The organism is Paramylibacter ulvae (assembly GCF_014652655.1).
GTDB lineage: Bacteria > Pseudomonadota > Alphaproteobacteria > Rhodobacterales > Rhodobacteraceae > Amylibacter > Amylibacter ulvae.
In genome coordinates, this window is the sequence record NZ_BMZF01000007.1 from 74,784 (window position 1) to 95,164 (window position 20,381).

Sequence of the window (20,381 nt, forward strand, 5' to 3'; positions counted from 1 at the left end):
GTTATTGCCCTAACCGATCCAACAATGCAGGCACATGTACCTGATCGCTTTTGTAATTACCGGTCATCACATACATCAACACATTCACACCGAACCGAATGGCAAATTCGCGTTGGCGTTCACCATTGGCACCACGTCCAACAGGATATTTAAACCGACCCGATTCCGTGATCGCCCAAGATGCCGCCCAATCGTTCGCACCGATCAACACTGGCGTTACACCGTCGTTGAGATTGCGAAATGGTATACCTTCGACTTGTTCGGCATTTTCTGGTGCTGCCTCAACCCAAACATCGGGGCCGATGTAACGCCCCGGGAAAACCTGTAGCAAATAAAATGCACGCGTCAAAACGTGATCAGTTGGGATTGGCTCTAGGCGGGGAATATCCAAACGACGTGCGATCTGTTGCAATTTGCGTCCATTTGGGGTGCTGCGCCCAATGGCGCCGCTTTGGTTGCCATCGCGTGTGTCAAACATAATGAACCCGCCATTGCGCAAATATTGATTAAGCGACGCCACCGCATCGATAGACAACGCTTGGTGTTTATCCGTGATCGGCCAATACAAAAACGGATAGAGCGACAAATCATCGTTCCCCAATACCACACCAACGGGCGGAACAGGTTCAATATTTGTACGCAGGTATAATTCTGCCGATAACCCATCCAAACCAGAGTGGGACACCTCGTCCACACGCGCATCACCCGTGATAACATAGGCCAGAACCGTATTGTTTGCCGCAAATAATGCGCCATCCTCATCCGATTGCGCGAATGATTTTGAATTGGCGCTGATGACACAAAGCAATGCAATCACCGCAATTTGCCCACTGCGTGCGCCCCGCAACCGCCCTGATAATACCAATGTCGCAAATACATCAATCAGCAAAAGCACAAATGCAAATTGCAGAAACTCTGCCTTTAACGCGCGTTCGCTGGATGGTGACAGGGACAATAAATTAGTGCCAATTGGCCATGTAGCAGAAGTGATCTGTCGATCTGTTTGGATAACATTCAACGCGATTGCACGATCCGCATTTGTGTAAATCCCCGGCTGTAATTCGGGGCCAAGTTGTCCAGCGGCCAATAATTCACCTGACACCCCACTGGCGGATTGTGTTTCGCCCAAAGCACCATATGCATCCAAAACATGCGTCGGCGTCCAAATCGTTCCTGCCACGTCGCTGCTGGTCACGGCACTGGTTTTTGCGGTAATGGCCAAGCGTTCCAACATTTGTACAAACAGGCCGGACAGCGGCAGATTTGACCATTTTGTACTGGACGTGACATGGAACAAAACAACACGCCCTTGGCCAATGTTTTGGCTCGTGACCAATGGCGTGCCGTCGTCCAAACTGGCAATAACGCGTGCGGCCAAATCGGGATCGGGTTGCGCCATAACTTGGCTATTCACATCAACATCATCGGGGATTTTCAAGCCGAAAAATGGGCTTTCTTTGGCGAAATCTTGCAATTTACGCGGCTCGCCCCATGACATTGCACCACCAACGCTGCGCCCGCCAGAACGCAATCGTACAGGCAATAGCGGATGATTTTCAGATTGCCCGATACCGCTGGAAATCAAATTGGGCCCTGCAAACCGCAACAACGTGCCACCCTGTTCGATCCATGTCTGAATATCTTGCGTTTCTGTTTCGTTCAATTCTCCAATGTCGGCGAATACGATTACCTCTGGGTTGGCGACCAGGGCTTCGGACAATTCAGTTTCGATCACCTCTGTTGTGGGTTGTAGCGCGTTGCGCAAATAATGTAGCTCGGATAGCAATGCGCTCGCTTCTGATGCGCGGTCACTGCCAAATAATGCGACCTTGCGCCGACGCAATGAATCATCGCCCAACACCACACTTCCTGCTGAATTCACATCATCAATCGAAACCTGCGTCACCCGATTGCGAAGCTCGATGGGGAGTTCGACCACACCAAGGCTCTGTGCGTTTCCTGCATCAAACACCACATCAACACTGCCAAGTTTGCGCGTAATCCCCGTCGGGTCGGGGCCAATCGCAGAAAGACGCACATTATCCATCGTATCGGAATGAATGCGTGTGAGCGTGGTGTTCAATGCGCCATCCTGAACGGTAATCGGCGATAGGGCGACAACATTTGTATCGCTTTGTACAATCGAAACATCGGCCAAACTGGTAAGTCGATTCAAAAATGCCGCGCGATCGCTGCGGTTTATCCCATCTGAAAACCATATGATTTGGCTGGCCTCTAAATTGGTGACAATATCCAGCCATTGATCGTAATTTGGTTCCCAAGAATTGGGATGAAATGATTGCAGCCGATCGATCCAATTGCTGGCCGCGCTAAACCCGTTTTCAAAATCCGATGTTGGTGTATCTGTCCATTTGACCACCATAACGGGGCGGTTATCTTGCTCCGCCTCATTCAACAAATTTTCCACCTTGTCTTTGCGCATTTGCCATGATTGCGCACTGGCCCATGATGCGTCCATCCCAATCAATAACGCACCGCGCCCAGCGACGCGATCGCTTGGGTTCAACACGGGTTCCGCAAATGCTAATATCGCCGCGCCGATTGCCACTGCACGTAACAAAAGCAACCACCAAGGGGTGCGATCAGGTGTGGAATCTTTGTCCCGTAAACCCAACAATAGCGTAATACCGGGAAAACGTTGGCGAATGGGTGCGGGTGGAATTGCGCGCAGCAACCAGATCAGAATCGGCAATGCCAATCCCGCAATCAACAACCATGGTGACAAAAATGCAATCGCACCGAACGTCATCGCGCAGCCCCCTGTTCCGTTGCATTATAGAGCCACAAAAATGCCGATTGCACCGCGCTATCCGTATTATGTGTGTAATACCGCCAGCCAGATTTACGTGCCAATGTACGCAGCGCGTCCTGTCGTTCTGCCAGTTTTTGAATATATTCATCCCGTAGCGAATTTGCCCGCAACGTTTCGAAATTCAGCGACGATTTCATGCTTTCGAAAATCACCCGCCCTTTGAACGGAAACGAAAGCTCGGTCGGGTCCAACACCTGAACCAAACAGCCAGAAACATTTTGATCGGCAGTTTTGGAAATTGCGCGCACCAGCGGTTCCCATTCCCCCATGAAATCGGAAATCAGGATTGCGCGGCTTCCGTTTGGTAATGCTTTTTGTGGCGGATATGCGTAATCGGATTTTTCGCCGATTGCCGCCAAGGTCTGAGCGATTTTCTGAATTTGGGATTCACCCGATTTTGCAGGGCGTGGATCAGATAATAGCCCAACACGTTCGCCCGCGCGCGATAGCAATATCGCCAAAGCCAAGGCCAGAACCGTGGCAAGCGATGATTTGGTTTCCAAATTTGCATCGCTGGAAAAATCCATCGACGCACCAGAATCCACCCAAAAATGCACCGTTTGCGCCGATTGCCATTCCATTTGACGGATGAATTGCGCATCCGTACGCGCCGATCTGCGCCAATCAATCGCGCTGCGACTGTCGCCCGAAATTGCGGGACGGTATTGCCAAAATTCATCGCCAACGCCCGCACGTTTGCGCCCGTGGGATCCAAGATTCAGCGACGCCACCAAATGTTGCGCACGCGCCAGCAATGCTGGAAAACCCGCGGCTAGCTGCCCCGCATCTGCGCGCAAATGCGCTGGCGTTATGATCTGTTCATCATTCACGCGGCATCTTTGGCTAATATCGCTTGGTCAACCATATTCTGAATCACATCTGACAGCGCAATATTTTGCGCACGCGCCGCAAAACTTAACGCCATGCGATGCACCAACACGGGATGCGCCAGTGCAGCAACGTCATCAAGATCGGGAGTTAGCCGCCCTTGTAACAGCGCACGCGCACGCGTGGCCAACATCAATGCTTGCGCGGCGCGTGGGCCTGGGCCCCAGCTAATGTTATCGCGCACCAAATCGGTTGCGGTCTCATCTTCGGGGCGACCTTGGCGCACCAGATCAAGGATCGCATCAACGATCGCCGCACCAACGGGCATACGACGAACCGCATTTTGCGCTTCTATCAATAATTCCGCATCAAACACCTGTTCAGCTTGCACATCCATAATACCTGTAGTCGCCTCTAGGATCAGACGCTCGGTATCGCGATCAGGGAAATTAACATCAATTTGCAACAGGAACCGATCAAGCTGTGCCTCTGGCAAAGGATAGGTACCCTCTTGCTCAATCGGGTTTTGAGTGGCCAGCACGTGAAACGGTTCTGGCAATGCGCGTGTTTGCCCCGCAATGGACACCTCTTTTTCCTGCATCGCTTGTAACAATGCAGACTGCGTTCGCGGTGATGCACGGTTAATTTCGTCGGCCATCAAAAGTTGGCTAAATATCGGGCCTTCGATAAATCGAAATTCTCTTGCGCCTTGTTTGTTGGTTTCCAATACTTCAGAGCCCAAAATATCCGCGGGCATCAGATCGGGCGTAAATTGAACGCGGCTCTCGCTTAACCCCATAACCGTGCCAAGCGTATCTACCAATCGCGTTTTCGCCAGCCCCGGCGCACCAATCAACAATCCATGACCGCCAGAAAGTAAAACAACCAAACTTTGTTCGATTACCGTGTGCTGGCCAATGATCCGTTTGCCAATCTCGGTTTTGGCTGCGGATAATAAACCGCCGATCTTTTCAATTGATTCTGCGAGATTCTTTTCGTCGGCTGTCATTACACACCCTTTCAAGTTACCAATTGTTATCTTATGTTCATTAAACGAACAAATTGTGGCGATGACAAATGACAAATACGACAAATGGAGAAAAAACGCCTGCGCCCAGTGCAGATAGCATCGCACAAGCGGCCACAAAGGCGACAAAAAAGGGCCCGCCGCCCGTCCATTTGTGGAATCCAGAGTTTTGTGGTGATCTCGATATGCGCATCGCACGCGATGGCACATGGTTTTATTTGGGCACACCAATTGGCCGAAAACCGCTAGTGAAACTGTTTTCATCCATCATTCGCAAAGACGGCGAAGATTATTTTCTGGTTACACCCGTGGAAAAGGTTGGCATCACGGTTGACGATGCCCCGTTTGTGGCAATTGATTTTCAGGTCTCTGGAACTGGACGCGATCAAATCATCACATTTCATACCCATGTGGATGACGAAGCGGTTGCCAGTGCGGATAACCCAATTCGTGTGGAACGCGACCCTAAAACAGGCGAGCCTAGCCCATATGTTTTGATCCGCACGAATCTAGAAGCACTAATAGATCGCAAGAGCTTTTATCGCTTGGTTGATTTGGGTGTTCAGGCGAAACATGACGGTGTGGATTGGTTCGGGGTTTGGTCGTCGGGCACATTTTTCCCAATCATTCCAGTGGCCGAACTCACTTAAATCAATCGTGCCACGGCCCATTTACAGCCGTGCCCAGATCATCAAGACGTTCAAACGTATGTGCACCAAAATAATCGCGCAATCCTTGGATCATGTTTGCGGTGGATTGGCCCGTGCGTGACATGTTATGAAAACTAAGCGCTGCAAACATTGCAGGGACATGCAAACCATGGGCAACAGACGCCGCTGTTACCTGTTGCAACGCGGGAATGTGATCTTTTAAGCGTTGGCCAAATACCGGTGACAGCGCCAGATTGGATCGCCCGCCATTGTCATAAACATCTGAAATTTCGTCCAAAAACACCGAGCGGATGATACATCCAGCACGCCAAACACGCGCAATTGCCGCCAAATCCAAATTCCATTCAAATTCGTTTGATGCCGCATTTAAAATTTCAAACCCTTGGATATATGCGCAAACCTTGGCGGCGATCATCGCCTGTTCCAATGAATTTATCGCATCAACCCGATCCCCCAGCGAATTTCCCAACGCTGTTGGCGATGCGCCAAATATCGTTTCCATTTCAAGACGCGAGTCTTTTTGCGCAGATAAATTTCGTGCTTCAACAGCGGCGGCGATCAGGCTGTTTGGCTGACCCAAATGCAATGATTCCACCACGGACCAACGCCCCGTACCCTTTTGCCCTGCTTTATCAAGAATGATATCCAACATTGCTCCGCCGGTTTTCGGATCGGTAGCGGCGGCAACTTCGCCGGCGATTTCAATCAGATATGAATTTAGCGGCCCATTCATCCATGATTTATATACATCTGCGATATCGCCCGCAGACATCCCCAAACCATCGCGCATAATGCCATAAGATTCTGCGATTTGCTGCATGTCGGCATATTCAATACCGTTGTGCAGCATTTTGATAAAATGCCCCGATCCACCTGGCCCGAACCAATCACAACATGGCGTGCCTTCGAATTTGGCGGCGGCGTCTTTAAGCGCGCCTTCCACCCGTGCCCAACTTTCGCGTGATCCGCCCGCCATGATTGATGGGCCGTGGCGCGCGCCTTCGGCACCGCCTGAAATACCCATGCCAAGAAAATACAGGCCGAGATTTTCCAATTCGGCCGTGCGCCGTTCGGTTTCTTTGTAATATGAATTTCCCAGATCAGCGATCAAATCGCCCTTGTCCAACAGGGGTTTGACCATTTCAATCACGCTATCCAATGGTGCACCTGATGGGACAAGTACCAGAACCGTGCGCGGTGTGGGGAGCGATTTTATCAATGCTTCTGCGTCTTTGCAGATGATCAAATCGCCTTTGAGCGTTTTACCTGCATCCGCGACCGCTTGCATTTTTTCAATGCTGCGATCCAACATTGAAACAGAATGGCCTTCTTCTGCTAAATTTTGCGCAAAAGATGCGCCCATTACACCGATACCAATCAACCCCACATGTGCCATTCACAACTCCGATTTTATTTCAGATAGAAAACCCTTTGTGCAATCGGCATGCAAGTACTTAAAGATGCGGCGTTGATTTTTTGGCTTGCCGTGAAGGATGCGAATGCTGTGGGGAGAGACATATCCGCATGTATGAAACGTAATTTCACGGCAAGCCAGTTAATCAGAACGAGCTACTTGTATGAGGTATTTCGTTCAGATCATTCCATCCCGCGGCAGAGTAAGATTTTGTTCCAGTATCAGCACAAGCGGTCAACATTCCCAACGCAACAACGCCAAGAGCGATTCTTGCGGTGGTAGAGAGTTTTAAAAAATTAGCCATTTCAACATCCTAACATGTTTTGTAAGCATCGCTTACTATTTGTAAGCATCGCTTATTTAGTATTGATTGACGCCGATGTAAACAGTGATTACAAAAAATTATGGAAAAAGTTCAAAAATTGAAACGCGGCGACCTGAAAGAAGCATTGATTGATTATGCAATGGATGCCGCGTTGGACGGGCATGTTGAAACCATGTCATTGCGCAAGGCTGCGCGTGATCTTGGCGTTTCTTCGGGCGCTGTATATCGTCACTTTCCAGACAAGGATTCATTACTTGCAGAGGTGGCCCATCTTGGTTTTTTGGAATTGCGCGAAATATTTTTGGCAATCCGTCCAGAAGGTTCACCTGCAACAGATGTGAAAACCGCAATTGAACGCACCCATGCGCTGGTTAAGGCATATATCAGTTTTGCAATTGCCAAACCCGCGTTGTGGCACATGATGTTTGGACGCATAGGCGTGTTGTGCCGTGAACGCATGATGAAAGATTCAGAGCATATGCGTTACACGCCGCTGGATGCGACAGGCGAAAATTTGAACGATTTATATGAATTGGGCGCATTGGACCGTAAACCAAACATTTCTGATGTGCGCTATATTTGGTCAGCGGTTCATGGCGCGGCCGATTTGGCACAATCAGGTGCGCGGATGGATTCCGATCAATTAGACGCAGTGATCAACGATACAGTTGTGCGAAATCTTCGCGCGGTGAGATATAAAGACGAAGTTGACTAATGCGCTTCGGCCCAGTTGTTTCCAACACCCGCATCCACGGTTAATGGCACGTCTAGTTTCACCACGGGATTGGCCGCATTTTCCATGACTTTGCGTACCGTTTCGGTTGTTTCTTCGACCGCATCTTTTGGCACCTCGAACAACAATTCATCATGCACCTGCAATAACATTTTTGCAGGCAGATGTTTGATCGCATCGGGCATTTGAATCATTGCGCGGCGGATTACATCGGCGGCGGTGCCTTGGATTGGCGCATTGATTGCGGCGCGTTTGGCAAAACCTGCATGGGGGCCTTTGGCATTGATTTCAGCGGTGTGAATTTTGCGCCCAAAGAGCGTTTCAACATGGCCGTGTTCTTTGGCGAATGCCACCGTATCATCCATATATTTGCGAATGCCGGGGAAGCGTTCGAAATAGGTGTCGATAAACGCCTGCGCCTCTTTGCGTGGAATACGCAAATTCCGCGCAAGGCCAAATCCGCTTATCCCATAAATCACACCAAAGTTAATCGCCTTGGCTTGGCGGCGGATCATTGGGTCCATGCCCTCTATCGGGACGTGAAACATTTCGGATGCGGTCATGGCGTGAATGTCATGCCCATCCAAAAACGCCTGTTTCAGATTATCAATTTTGGCGATATGCGCCAAAATGCGCAGCTCGATCTGGCTGTAATCCAGCGCGAGCAATACATTGCCCTCTTCGGCAACAAATGCCTCGCGGATTTTGCGCCCTGCTTCGGAACGGATCGGAATATTTTGCAAATTTGGATCGGTGGAAGCCAACCGCCCCGTGGACGCGCCCGAAATTACATAGGATGTATGTACCCGCCCCGTATCAGGATTGATATGGGTTTGCAGCGCGTCGGTATAGGTGCTTTTGAGTTTTGACATTTGACGCCAATCCAACACGCGTGCTGGCAGATCGTGACCCTCTGCGGCCAAGTCTTCCAAAATATCAACACCGGTTGAATATGCGCCCGTTTTACCCTTTTTGCCACCCTCAAGCCCCAGTTCATCAAACAGGATTTCACCAAGCTGTTTTGGCGAACCCACATTGAATGACCGCCCCGCCAGTTCGTGAATTTCAGATTCCAATCCCGCCATGGATTGCGCAAAACTATTGGACATGCGCGACAGGTGATCGCGATCAACCTTGATCCCGTTCATTTCCATTTTTGCAAGCACAGGGATCAATGGGCGTTCAAGTGTTTCGTAAACCTTTGAAACCTTGGCCGCGTGAAGCTGTGGTTTAAACATTTGCCAAAGGCGCAATGTGATGTCGGCATCTTCGGCGGCGTATTTCGTCGCCTCATCAATTGGAACCAAATCAAATGTGATCGCGGATTTTCCTGTGCCCAAAATCGATTTAATCGAAATCGGTTTGTGATCCAGATAGCGTTCGGACAACGCATCCATACCGTGATTATGCAACCCGCCATGCAGCGCATATGACAGCAACATCGTGTCATCAATCGGGGCGATATCAATGCCATTGCGTTTTAAAATCTTGGCATCATATTTCATGTTTTGCCCGATTTTCAGGATACTTTCATCCTCTAACATCGGGCGCAGGATATCCAAGGCTTGATCAAGGGGGATTTGATCGGGCACAAGGTTGGAACCGCCAAATAAATCGCCTTCGCCCTCTTTGTGGATCAGCGGGATATAGCAGGCTTCGCCCGCCTCTACGCTTAAACATATCCCGACCAGATCAACGATCATTTCGTTTAAACCCGTGGTTTCGGTGTCCACCGCGACATACCCGCGATCATATATTTTTTGAACCCAAGCGTTCAGACGATCAACATCGCACACGGTTTCGTATTTTTCCGGATCAATTGGCAATTGTGCGGCTGGTGTGGCTGTGCCCGATGGGCCAGTGTCGGAAACCGGTTCGGCAATCGCAGGCGCATCAACACCCAGCTTTGCCGCAATCCGTGCGGACATGGTGCGAAATTCCATTTCCGCCAAAAACGGCAGCAATACATCTGGATCGGGGGCATTCACCGCCATGTCGTCAAATGACAAATCAATTGGTGTATCCAATTTCAATGTCACCAATTCGCGGCTGACGCGGATCTGATCTGCCTTTTCAATCAGGGTTTCGCGGCGTTTGGGCTGTTTAATTTCGCTTGCGCGTTCCAACAACGTATCCAGATCACCGTATTCGTTGATCAAGAGCGCGGCGGTTTTAATTCCGATACCCGGTGCACCTGGGATATTATCCACACTGTCGCCCGCCAGTGATTGCACATCAATCACACGATCTGGGCCAACGCCGAATTTTTCTTCGACCTGTTCAACGCCGATGCGGCGGTTTTTCATCGCATCATACATTTCAACACCACCGCCAACCATTTGCATCAAATCCTTGTCTGATGAAACGATTGTGACGCGTGCACCTGCTGTGCGTGCCTGATCTGCCAATGTTGCGATGATATCGTCTGCTTCGAAACCTTCGGTTTCGATACAGGCCAAGTTGAACGCACGTGTTGCATCACGTGTGATCGGGAATTGCGGTGCGAGGTCTTCTGGTGCGGGTGGGCGGTGAGCCTTGTATTCGGGATAGATATCGGATCGAAATGTTTTACCCTTGTGATCAAACACCACGGCCAGATGGGTTGGTGCATCTGATCCTTTTTGATCCTCGACCATTTTGAATAGCATATTGCAAAAGCCGCTGATCGCACCCACGGGCAATCCATCGGATTTACGCGTGAGCGGGGGCAAGGCGTGATAGGCACGGAAAATAAATCCCGACCCATCAATCAGGTGTAAATGATGACCTTTACCAAACGTTGTTTGTGACATCCTGACACCCTCTTTGATTTTAATATTCTTTTAACCGACAGAAACCGCCAGTTTAATGCGCGTTATCTGCGTCTGGTTTGATAACATATTTGCAATCGCAATATGGGCATTCCACCCAACCATGTTCAGCCGGAATTTGCAGCCATACGCGTGGATGCCCACCTTCGCCGCCATCACATGCGATGCGGTATTTTTCGACATAAACTGTTTCTGGTGCGTCTTGAGACATTCATTTGCTCCGAAATTCAACTGTTGAACTTGTTTAGCTAAGCATTGCGATTGCTGCAATGGGTTGTGCCGATTTTGCGCAAGTTTCAGGTGGCTGGTAACATCCGCCCCAACATGCGTCCTGCCAAAATATGCGCATGCAGATGTGGCACATCTTGGACACCATGTTTGCCAGAATTTGCGATCAACCGATAGCCGTTCGCCTCATCAGGGCAAACCCCCAACAATGTGCAAACCTTGCCAATGGTGTGTACCCAATCAAGGATTTCAGCGTCACTGGCATTATTCGCAAAGTGATCAAAATTCACATATGCGCCTTTTGGAATGATCAACACATGATCAGGTGCTTGGGGTGCGATATCGCGAAATGCCAAACAATGATCCGTTTCCAAAACCGTGCCATTCGGGATTTCACCACGCAAAATTTTAGCAAAGATATTTTGATCGTCGTATTGATAAGCCATGAATGATCCTATTTCGTTTTCAGCGCCGCCAGTAATGGCGTGGCCTTCTTTTGAGATACTTCCAAAAATTCAGCCAATACTGCAACCTGTTTTTCAGACTTTGCATTGCGTGTAATGTGGAAAAAATCGTGATAACCAGCGGAGCCGATTTCGTCATTTTTTTCCGCAATTTCCATTTTCATTGCACGCGCGATTTGATCGCTTTCAAAATCAGAATATGTTGCATCTTCGCCAAGCTTTTTGCGAAGCTCGTGGCGGATTTCGCTATCTTCATCGCTTTCGACCAACAGCACCCGCGTTTCACATGCGTCATGAAAAATATCATCAATCACATATTTCGCGCTGGGTGTCACACAAATCGCCAGACGATCCGAATTTCTGGCGTCAAATACCGTGCGCAAAAATGCGCGGCGATGGCGGCTGCGTTTTTCAACATTTGATTGCAAACCGCCCAGATCCAAAATTTCTGCATCATCTTCTTCAAAGATATAACCACAGCTGGAAAGTGTTGTCATGTGCGACACCATAGACGAGAGCGCACGACCGAGGCGGCGATCAAATGATACAATCACATAAACCGTTCGCCCCTTGCCGATGCTGTTACCACGATCCCAAATACGCCCCGAAAATCGCCGCCCATGTCGCCCTGCTTGCACCAAATGGCCAAAAATGTTTTTGCCGTCATCCTTGACGGTTTTCGGCATGGTTTCGGATTGATATAAATCCAACAACTTGGTGCGAAATGGGCCTGCATTTGTGGATGCCTTGCGCGCGAAAAAGCGATCTTGGCGGGTAAGAAAATCCATATGATCGCTGTAAAACGTGACCGGCTTGCCATAATCAGAAAACATCAAAAACGTTGGTGGGGAGTTTTTGATTTCTTCTTGTGGAACCAAATACGACACCACAGTTTGAAAAAAGCATTCGTCTGGAATCCACACAGTTTTGAAAAATCGCACAACATCGGTGCGTTTTTTAACAAACGCAAGCACCGCATCCACCGTTGATCGGCGCAGGCAAAACCACTGTGATCCGATTTTCATCTCAAAACCCTTGGGGACATCACGTTTTAAACCCAAAATTTGTTGCGCTTTGATCAGATGATAAAACAGATTTGGATATTTGCGTTCATTCAGAAAATGGCGATAGTGAAGCCGTTCTTCCTTGATCCCAGTTTGAATCCAACCTGCGTTCCAAAAATCATGATGTTCGATATGATCAGTATTTTCCGCATCAAGGGATTGATGAACATAGGCCGCAGATTTAATGGGTGAACAATCACCTGATATCAAAAAACAATGTGTAAGGTCGGGAAAATGATCAATTGCGGTTTGCAGCCCATTTAACGTTGCTTGCACCAACGACCATTCCCCCCAACCGCATTTCACCCGTTTGGAAAATGCCACATTTGGCACATCCGACAACAACGATTTGAGTTTTTGAAATTCACTTTGGGGGGCAGCGCCATCAAAATGGATGGCAACACAATCGCCCGCATTCACCAACGCCGTGGCCTGTTGTGCGATTGCCTCTGCATTTGCGTGGCACAGTAAAATATACGCGATCTTTGCCAAATTCTTTTCCGTCTGGTTGCACAGCAGTGTTGCTATGGCTTGGATATTTCAAATTGTCCACTTTTATGTGGATTATTTTCAAAATGCCTTATAATTTCCTAATTCGAATTTTAGATGCATTTCATTGATATAATAGGTGAATAAAATATGGGTTTCCCAGGAACTTGGATGACACAAAGCAATAGCGTGGCCTATCGCGTCATTCCAAAATGTGCATGTTCGACAATCGGGCAAATTATGTATTATTCCGACCACGGCGAATTTTTCGACGGTGATGTACATGATGCGACCTCTGGTATTCACAAATGGGGCATCGAAGAATCCAAGCAAAACATCATTGACCGCATGCGCGCCCAAGATACCTATACCTTCACATGTGTGCGCAACCCGTACACGCGCATTCTGTCTTCGTTTTTTGATAAAATTTGCGGGATTCAGCGTAACGGCAATTATTATCGCGGCAACATGGTGCCAAAGCTGATTGCGCAATATGGCATTGAAAACACAGGCGATTTTGATCAAATCAAATCGTTTCGCCGTTTTTTGCTGTTCGCACGCGATACCATTCGTTTTCGCCGCCCCATGGACCCAGACATTCATTGGTCATCAACATCTGGTCACGCATCAACGCTGATCGTGAATGGCGGTCGCTATAACAAAATCATCACCACCGAAAATTTCAAAGAAGGCATGAAAGACGTGATGAAAAACGTCGATGCCAAGCACCAGCTCGACATCGACACGATGCCTCGTTTTAACGAAAGCGAAGGCCACGGGCCAAAACGCGCCCATCCTGTGGCAGACTATTTTGACGATCTGTCCATTCATTTGGTTTACGAAATCTACAAACGTGATTTCGATATGTTTGGCTATGACTGGCAAGATCCATCGCGCAAAGAACCCGTCAAAGAAATCGACCTTGATATGGTTCACGCGGTTTTGGGTGACTAAAGCGTAAAGTTTTCGGCAAGAAGCTGTTTAATATCCGCCTCTGGGCGCGCACCGATATGGCCGATCACCTCGCCTGCAACGACACAGCCCATTTGACCACAGGTCAACATGTCATGCCCGTTTACCAATCCATACATGAACCCAGATGCGAATAAATCACCCGCACCTGTTGCATCTACGCGTGCAACGGGTGCCGCGTCTGCATGATGTGTTTTTCCATCCTTGATGATCAGCGCGCCGTTCTTACCGATGGTACAGGCCACCATTTCGGTGTGCTGCCCCGCCAAGGCCAATGCATCATCAAGCGATGTATCACCATACATCGCCATCATTTCATGTTCGTTGCAAAACAACAAATCTACATGGTCTGCGATCAATTGCTTGAATGCATCACGGTGGCGTTCCACGCAAAACGGATCGGACAATGAAACCGCAACTTTTCCACCTGTGGATTTGCACGCTTCAATCGCCTTGGCGAATGCGGCATGGCTTTCGGGGCCATCAAAACGATATCCTTCCAGATATAACCATTCACAATCGGCCATTTGATCAACATCAATGTCATCAGGGCTAAGATGTTCAGAAACACCCAGATATGTATTCAATGAACGTTCGCCATCTGGTGTCACCAAAACCATGCAACGCCCCGTTTCCGCATCATCGCTTTTGGGGGCCAATGGTGTTTCGTAAACCGCGCCCATTGCGCGAATGTCATGGGCAAAGATGGCACCCAGCTGATCGTCTTTCACCTTGCCCACATATGCAGTGCGCACATCCAGTGCGGCCAAACCAGCAATTGTATTGGCACCCGAGCCGCCAGAAATTTCGGTCGCTGGCCCCATATGTGAATAAAGCTCTGCGGCGCGATCCGTATTGATCAATTGCATAATGCCCTTTTCGATACCGTTATCGACCAAAAAGTTATCTTCACAATGCGCCAGCACATCGACAATGGCGTTGCCGATTCCAACAACCTGAAATTTCTTAGACATTCGTTTTTTCCTCATACTGGCACAAATCTTCGATGATGCAATTTGCACAAACTGGTTTTCGCGCTTTGCAGGTGTAACGCCCATGCAGGATCATCCAGTGATGCGCATGGTGTTGAAATTCTGCTGGAATGTGATCTTCGATGGCGCGTTCCACCGCGACCACATCTTTGCCTTTGGCCACACCTGTTCGGTTTCCAAAACGTAAAATATGTGTATCCACCGCCTGTGTTGGTTGATGGAACCACATATTTAAAACCACGTTTGCGGTTTTGCGCCCCACGCCTGGCAAACTTTCGAGTGCTGCGCGTGATGATGGGACAATGGATTGATAATCATCGACCAATATTTGGCTTAACTTCATCACGTTTTTTGCCTTTTGGCGGAACAATCCAATGGTTTTGATATGTTCCGTTAATCCATCCAAACCAAGGGCGAGCATTTTTTCAGGCGTATCGGCAATTTTAAACAATTCTTTCGTCGCCTTATTCACGCCAACATCTGTAGCCTGTGCGGACAGTGCCACCGCCACCACCAAGGTATATGCGTTCACATGGTCCAGTTCGCCCTTCGGCTCGGCCTCATGTTCGCGAAAACGGCGAAAAATTTCGTATATGGTGTGATAATCAAGCTGTTGTGGCATGGGCGGTCTTTTGCCATGCGAATTGATCAAAGCCAAGGATAAACCCGCATGTTTCGGGTGGAAACACGGGGCAACTTGCGCCATTTTACCCGTATGAAACATGATCCATACCATTACGGCGTGATTGAACGCGCCATCGCACATATTGAAACCAGCGCCAATGCTCAGCCCAGTTTGGACGATGTCGCCGCGGCCGTTGGGCTATCGCCCGCCCATTTTCAACGAGTCTTTAGTCGATGGGCTGGCGTCAGCCCAAAAAAATATTTGCAATATCTAACCCTCAACCACGCAAAATCCATGCTCGATGATCGGTTCACCGTATTGGATACCGCGCTGCAATCTGGCCTGTCGGGTTCTGGTCGGCTCCACGATTTATTTTTGTCATGGGAGGCAATGAGCCCTGGTGAATACAGCCGCAAGGGTGCGGGTTTAACCATTTGCTATGGTTGGTTTGAAACTCCATTTGGCGCGGCATTGGTCATGGGTACGTCGCGCGGGGTATGTGGTATGGCCTTTGGGTCCGAATTTGGTCAACAGGCAACCTTTGCGGATATGACCGCACGTTGGCCGAATGCACAATTTGTGGAAAATCCTGATCACCTGCGCCCGTGGGTGGATAATATTCTCGCAATGCAGGGGCAAACCAACCTTCACCTGATCGGCGCCCCGTTTCAGATCAAAGTATGGGAAGCTTTGTTAACTATCCCCTCTGGTCAAGTCACAACATATGGCGAAATCGCCAAAACCATCGGCAATCCCAAGGCGGTTCGCGCTGTTGGCACCGCCGTGGGGCGCAATCCGATTTCATGGCTGATACCCTGTCATCGCGCCCTGCGAAAATCGGGTGGTCTTGGCGGTTATCATTGGGGTTTGCCTGTAAAACGCGCGATGCTGGCATGGGAATCCGCACGTTTCGACAGCTCAAAAAACCCCTAATTTTATGGCGATTTATTGCCGATTACACCCAATCTACGCGATTGTGACTTGATTATTGCCCAGCAGTGAACACATCTGATCACGAGGCAAATTAAGGAATAAACATGAAAACTCTCATGAAAATCACATCCATCAGTGGTGTCGCAGCATTAACATTAACGGCATGTGCCAATGACGATGGCAGCTTGGGCGAAAAAGGCCGCGAAGGCGCAATCGCTGGTGCCGTTCTGGGCGGGATTGTTGGCGCCATTGACGGCGGCAAACCCAAAAACGTTATCACGGGCGCCGTTATCGGCGCTGGCACGGGTGCCGTCATCGGTAACGAGCTAGACAAACAAGAACGCGATCTGCGCAATCAGATGGGCGGAAGTGGTGCAACCATCACCAACACAGGTTCCGAATTGATCGTAACCCTGCCAGAAGCAATCACATTCGAAACAGACAGCACATATGTGCGCCCAACATTGCAAGGGCATCTGAATTCACTGGCAACCAACTTGCAACAATATCCAAATTCTATGGTTGATGTCATCGGACACACGGATAACGTGGGGGACGCTGGTTATAACCAAGGTCTATCTGCACGCCGTGCACAATCGGTCACAGGTGTCTTGGTTGGTGCTGGTGTGAACCCTAATCGCATCCGCTCTTATGGCCGTGGTGAAACATCACCGGTGATGTCAAATGACAATCCAACGGGACGCGCTGCAAACCGTCGCGTGGAAATCATCATCACACCATCAAACTAATCTGACGTTAACTACAAATTTTGGGGCGGCCATTGCGCCGCCCTTTTCATATCTTGCGCCCACGCCTAACTGGTCATATTCTTTTACCAATTAGGAGAACGCATGCCATTTCAACCCATCGCCCAAGAACGCGTCGCAAGCGCGGTAGTTCACCAAATCGAACAATTGATACTACGTGGCCTACTTCGCCCTGGTGAACGTTTGCCCGCCGAACGCTTGTTGTCGGAAAAACTAGGCGTATCACGCCCATCCCTGCGCGAAGCAATCGCAACATTACAAGAATCTGGCCTACTCACGAGCAAGGCAAATTCAGGGATCTATGTCGCCGATATTCTGGGAAATGTGTTTTCACCCCCCCTGATCAATCTGTTTGCATCCCACAAAGAAGCGTTTTTTGATTATATCGCCTTGCGCCGTGATCTCGAAGGAATGGCCGCAGAGCGTGCCGCAATGCATGGAACCAAAAACGACCATCTGGTAATTCAATCTATCTTTGAACAAATGCAAACTGCACATGATCAAAACGATCCCGAACGTGATGCTGAATTGGATGCAAATTTCCATATGTCCATCACAGAAGCATCGCATAATGTTATGCTCCTTCATATGATGCGGTCCATGTTCGACATGCTAAAAACTGGTGTGTTTTATAATCGCAAGGTGATGTTTGAAATGGACACCACGCGCGTACATCTGTTGAACCAACATCGCGACATCATGCAAGCAATCGTCGATCGCAAACCAGATGCGGCGCGACGCGCGGTCGAGGCTCATCTGACCTATGTTCATGATTGCCTCAAACAAAACGAAACAATGCAATCCCATGACGACATCGCCAAATTGCGTTTGGAAACCACACGAACCCGAACTTAAGGCAAACCAACCTTAACCTCCATTTTGTCCAAATATCCTCGCCGAAGGCAAAAAAAGCCCCGCAATAAATTGCAGGGCTTTCAAATTTTTATGCGAAGGTTAATTAGTGAAGCTTTTCACCAACATCCTTGATAGCCGCGTCAATCAATCCACCAGCGTCCTTGGCGTTCATGCCTTTGGCAATCACGTCATTCGCTGCTTGGATTGCAACGTTTACCGCTGAATCACGAACCTCTTTCACCGCAGATGCCTGCGCTGATGCGATTTGATCTTCGGCGGCTTGCATGCGGCGTGCAATTGAAGATTTCAAATCTTCTTTTGCTTTCGCTGCGGCTGCTTTGGCTTCGTCTTTTGCTGTCGCTACGATTTTGTCAGCCTGCGTTTGCACTTCTTGTTGCTTGCGCTCGTAATCGGCCAAAATGCTTTGGGCTTCCTCACGTAATGAACGTGCTTCGTCCAGTTCTGCGCGGATGCCGTCTGCACGGCTATCCAACATACCAGCCAGTTTACCTGGAACCTTAAGATATGTCAGCAATGCCAAGAACAATACAAATGCGATCGCAACCACAAAGTCTGTATTGTTCAGGCTGAAAAACGGGCCACCAGCAGCAAGTGCAGGAAACGCAATCAGAGTGAAGGCCGATGTTAAAACTGTTTTCATCATCTTAACCTTTCAAACGTGCAGCAACCGCTGCTTTGATTGTTTTCGCATCACCTGAACCGGGCATCATCGCTTTCACGATATCCGCCGCGGCTGCATTGGCAACTTCTTGGATGGATTTTGCTGAACTGTCGCGAATTTCTTTGATCGCTTTTTCAGATTCCGCGGCTTTTGCTGCGATTTCTGCGTCTGCTTTCAAAATGGCTTTGTCCAGATCTTTTTGGATGTCTGCCTTTGCTTCGCCAACAATGTCTTGTGCTTGTGCACGCGCATCAGCCAACGCCTTGTTATAGGCTTCTTCGGCCTCTAACGCTTGGCGTTTCATTTGTTCCGCGCTGTCCAGATCACGTTGGATTGCGCCTTGGCGATCCGCCAAAACACTTGCGATACGTGGCAATGCGATACGATTAAGGATGAAGTACAAAACAACCAACGTCACCAAAAGCCAGAAAATCTGGTTTGGAAATGTTGAGAAGTCTAGCTGTGGCATGCCCGGCGCTGATTCAACAGCGTGGTCTGCACCATGAGTAGTTTCAGCCATTATGCTCTCCAATGGGTATGCGAGCGTGGATAATCCGCCGCTCGCTATCTCTTTTGCGCGCACATACGCGCGCGCAGCTCAATCAATTGGTTTGCTTGAACAAGCAAACAGTCTGCTTAAACAGCAAACATCAATAGCAATGCTACCAAGAATGAGAAGATACCCAAAGCCTCAGCAAACGCGATGCCGATGAACAATGTTGCAGTTTGCGCGCCAGCTGCTGCTGGGTTGCGAAGAGCACCTGACAGGAAGTTCCCTGCAACTGTACCCACACCGATACCTGCGCCACCCATGCCGATACAAGCCAAGCCAGCACCGATAAATTGACCCATTTCTGCGATATTACCTTCCATAGAGATTCTCCTTTTGATGGAATACGTAAGATTAGTGTTCAAACTTTAGTGGCTCGGATGCAGCGCATCGTTGAGGTACACACAAGTTAGAATAGTGAAAACATATGCTTGGATAGCGGCAACCAATACCTCTAGCCCGTACACAGCTGTAATTGAAATAATTGGGAAAATCGAAAACACACCCAATGCGCCAGCGAAACCCGCGAACACTTTGATCACGGCGTGACCCGCCATCACGTTACCCGCCAAACGAATGGAATGGCTAACGGGGCGAACAAAGTAAGAGATCAATTCAATCACAGCCAAGATTGGACGCAATGCCAATGGTGCTGATGAAACCCAGAACAGACCCAGAAATTTCGTACCGTTCTTAACAAAGCCCAAAATTGTCACGCCCAAAAACACACCCATCGCCAAAACGGCCGTCACGGCGATATGCGATGTTGTTGTGAATGAACCCGGGATCAAACCCAAGAAATTGGCCAACAAGATAAAGATGAACAGTGTAAAGATATAAGGGAAATATTTCAGACCCTCTTTACCGGTTACATCTTCGACCATTTTATAAACGAAACCGTACATCATTTCGGCAACTGACTGGCTGCGTGATGGGATCACTGCGCGACCACGCGTGCCGATAACCAACAAAACAGTTGCAACAACAACCGCAATCAACATCCACAAAGTGACGTTTGTTGGCGTGTACCAGTGAATTTCACCCGCACCAAACAAAGGTTTGATTTGGAATTGATCCATTGGATGGATGTTGAAACCTGTGCTTGATTCTGCTTCGGCC

20 protein-coding genes are annotated in these 20,381 nt (G+C 49.0%); 6 read left to right on the top strand and 14 right to left on the bottom strand.

The features are described 5' to 3' along the window. Position 1: 1 nt before the first annotated feature. From IE094_RS12145 to IE094_RS12155, 3 genes are read right to left on the bottom strand one after another with little or no spacing between them, the layout of a single operon-like run. Positions 2-2,770, bottom strand: coding sequence for a DUF4159 domain-containing protein (locus IE094_RS12145; protein ID WP_189640975.1), 2,769 nt, complete (start codon positions 2,768-2,770; stop codon positions 2-4). Then, a complete protein-coding gene (locus tag IE094_RS12150; protein ID WP_373295877.1) occupies positions 2,767-3,663 on the bottom strand; it encodes a DUF58 domain-containing protein in 897 nt (298 codons plus the stop codon). Before IE094_RS12150 ends, IE094_RS12145 begins: the two co-directional genes overlap by 4 nt. After that, positions 3,660-4,670 (bottom strand): AAA family ATPase, encoded by a 1,011-nt coding sequence (locus tag IE094_RS12155; protein ID WP_189640976.1) that lies wholly within the window; start codon positions 4,668-4,670, stop codon positions 3,660-3,662. Before IE094_RS12155 ends, IE094_RS12150 begins: the two co-directional genes overlap by 4 nt. 68 nt (positions 4,671-4,738) lie before the next feature. Here IE094_RS12155 and IE094_RS12160 point away from each other — a divergent pair, with 68 nt between their 5' ends. Continuing rightward, positions 4,739-5,338 carry a DUF1285 domain-containing protein gene (locus tag IE094_RS12160; RefSeq protein WP_189640977.1) on the top strand — a complete coding sequence of 200 codons (600 nt, stop codon included), beginning with the start codon at positions 4,739-4,741 and terminating at the stop codon, positions 5,336-5,338. A gap of 1 nt (position 5,339) precedes the next feature. Here the strand turns inward: IE094_RS12160 and gnd are convergent, their stop codons facing one another. Further along, on the bottom strand, positions 5,340-6,755 hold the full coding sequence (gene gnd, locus IE094_RS12165; RefSeq protein ID WP_189640978.1) for an NADP-dependent phosphogluconate dehydrogenase: 1,416 nt from the start codon (positions 6,753-6,755) through the stop codon (positions 5,340-5,342). A 422-nt stretch (positions 6,756-7,177) separates the two neighbouring features. Between gnd and IE094_RS12170 the strand changes: the two genes are divergently transcribed. Next, complete coding sequence (locus tag IE094_RS12170) at positions 7,178-7,813, top strand: TetR/AcrR family transcriptional regulator (protein WP_189640979.1); 636 nt, start codon at positions 7,178-7,180, stop codon at positions 7,811-7,813. On the opposite strand, the gene polA is transcribed toward IE094_RS12170, so the two are convergent. The 4 genes from polA to IE094_RS12190 form a co-directional block, all read right to left on the bottom strand. Then, positions 7,810-10,623 carry a DNA polymerase I gene (polA, locus tag IE094_RS12175; RefSeq protein ID WP_189640980.1) on the bottom strand — a complete coding sequence of 938 codons (2,814 nt, stop codon included), beginning with the start codon at positions 10,621-10,623 and terminating at the stop codon, positions 7,810-7,812. The two genes, IE094_RS12170 and polA, sit on opposite strands and share 4 nt — an antisense overlap. Positions 10,624-10,675: 52 nt before the next feature. Beyond that, the gene (locus tag IE094_RS12180) at positions 10,676-10,852 is read right to left on the bottom strand and encodes a zinc-finger domain-containing protein (RefSeq protein ID WP_189640981.1); all 177 of its coding nucleotides are present in this window, start codon (positions 10,850-10,852) and stop codon (positions 10,676-10,678) included. Between the two features lie 85 nt (positions 10,853-10,937). After that, entirely contained in the window at positions 10,938-11,315 is a 378-nt protein-coding gene (locus tag IE094_RS12185) for an HIT domain-containing protein (RefSeq protein ID WP_189640982.1), read from the bottom strand. A gap of 8 nt (positions 11,316-11,323) precedes the next feature. Continuing rightward, on the bottom strand, positions 11,324-12,889 hold the full coding sequence (locus IE094_RS12190; protein WP_189640983.1) for a DUF5928 domain-containing protein: 1,566 nt from the start codon (positions 12,887-12,889) through the stop codon (positions 11,324-11,326). Positions 12,890-13,036: 147 nt separating this feature from the next. Here IE094_RS12190 and IE094_RS12195 point away from each other — a divergent pair, with 147 nt between their 5' ends. Beyond that, the gene (locus IE094_RS12195; protein WP_189640984.1) at positions 13,037-13,840 is read left to right on the top strand and encodes a sulfotransferase family protein; all 804 of its coding nucleotides are present in this window, start codon (positions 13,037-13,039) and stop codon (positions 13,838-13,840) included. On the opposite strand, the gene IE094_RS12200 is transcribed toward IE094_RS12195, so the two are convergent. Both IE094_RS12200 and nth read right to left on the bottom strand, forming a co-directional pair. Then, positions 13,837-14,832: an adenosine kinase gene (locus IE094_RS12200; protein ID WP_189640985.1), complete on the bottom strand. Its 996-nt coding sequence runs from the start codon at positions 14,830-14,832 to the stop codon at positions 13,837-13,839. The two genes, IE094_RS12195 and IE094_RS12200, sit on opposite strands and share 4 nt — an antisense overlap. Then, positions 14,825-15,472 (bottom strand): endonuclease III, encoded by a 648-nt coding sequence (gene nth, locus IE094_RS12205; RefSeq protein WP_189640986.1) that lies wholly within the window; start codon positions 15,470-15,472, stop codon positions 14,825-14,827. The genes IE094_RS12200 and nth overlap by 8 nt, the downstream gene beginning before the upstream one ends. Positions 15,473-15,520: 48 nt before the next feature. Between nth and IE094_RS12210 the strand changes: the two genes are divergently transcribed. The 3 genes from IE094_RS12210 (at position 15,521) to IE094_RS12220 (ending at position 18,030) form a co-directional block, all read left to right on the top strand. Beyond that, positions 15,521-16,408, top strand: a complete 888-nt coding sequence (locus IE094_RS12210; RefSeq protein ID WP_229802308.1) for a methylated-DNA--[protein]-cysteine S-methyltransferase — start codon at positions 15,521-15,523, stop codon at positions 16,406-16,408. Positions 16,409-16,512: 104 nt separating this feature from the next. Beyond that, a complete protein-coding gene (locus tag IE094_RS12215; protein WP_189640987.1) occupies positions 16,513-17,157 on the top strand; it encodes a YiaD family glycine zipper/OmpA-like lipoprotein in 645 nt (214 codons plus the stop codon). Between the two features lie 102 nt (positions 17,158-17,259). Next, positions 17,260-18,030, top strand: coding sequence for a FadR/GntR family transcriptional regulator (locus IE094_RS12220; RefSeq protein ID WP_189640988.1), 771 nt, complete (start codon positions 17,260-17,262; stop codon positions 18,028-18,030). A 103-nt stretch (positions 18,031-18,133) separates the two neighbouring features. On the opposite strand, the gene IE094_RS12225 is transcribed toward IE094_RS12220, so the two are convergent. From IE094_RS12225 to IE094_RS12240, 4 genes are all read right to left on the bottom strand, one after another. After that, on the bottom strand, positions 18,134-18,694 hold the full coding sequence (locus tag IE094_RS12225) for a F0F1 ATP synthase subunit B (RefSeq protein ID WP_373295878.1): 561 nt from the start codon (positions 18,692-18,694) through the stop codon (positions 18,134-18,136). A gap of 1 nt (position 18,695) precedes the next feature. Next, positions 18,696-19,232, bottom strand: coding sequence for a F0F1 ATP synthase subunit B' (locus tag IE094_RS12230; protein WP_189640990.1), 537 nt, complete (start codon positions 19,230-19,232; stop codon positions 18,696-18,698). Between the two features lie 116 nt (positions 19,233-19,348). Beyond that, entirely contained in the window at positions 19,349-19,585 is a 237-nt protein-coding gene (locus IE094_RS12235) for a F0F1 ATP synthase subunit C (RefSeq protein ID WP_099591843.1), read from the bottom strand. A 45-nt stretch (positions 19,586-19,630) separates the two neighbouring features. After that, positions 19,631-20,341, bottom strand: a complete 711-nt coding sequence (locus IE094_RS12240) for a F0F1 ATP synthase subunit A (RefSeq protein ID WP_189641054.1) — start codon at positions 20,339-20,341, stop codon at positions 19,631-19,633. Positions 20,342-20,381: the final 40 nt, after the last annotated feature.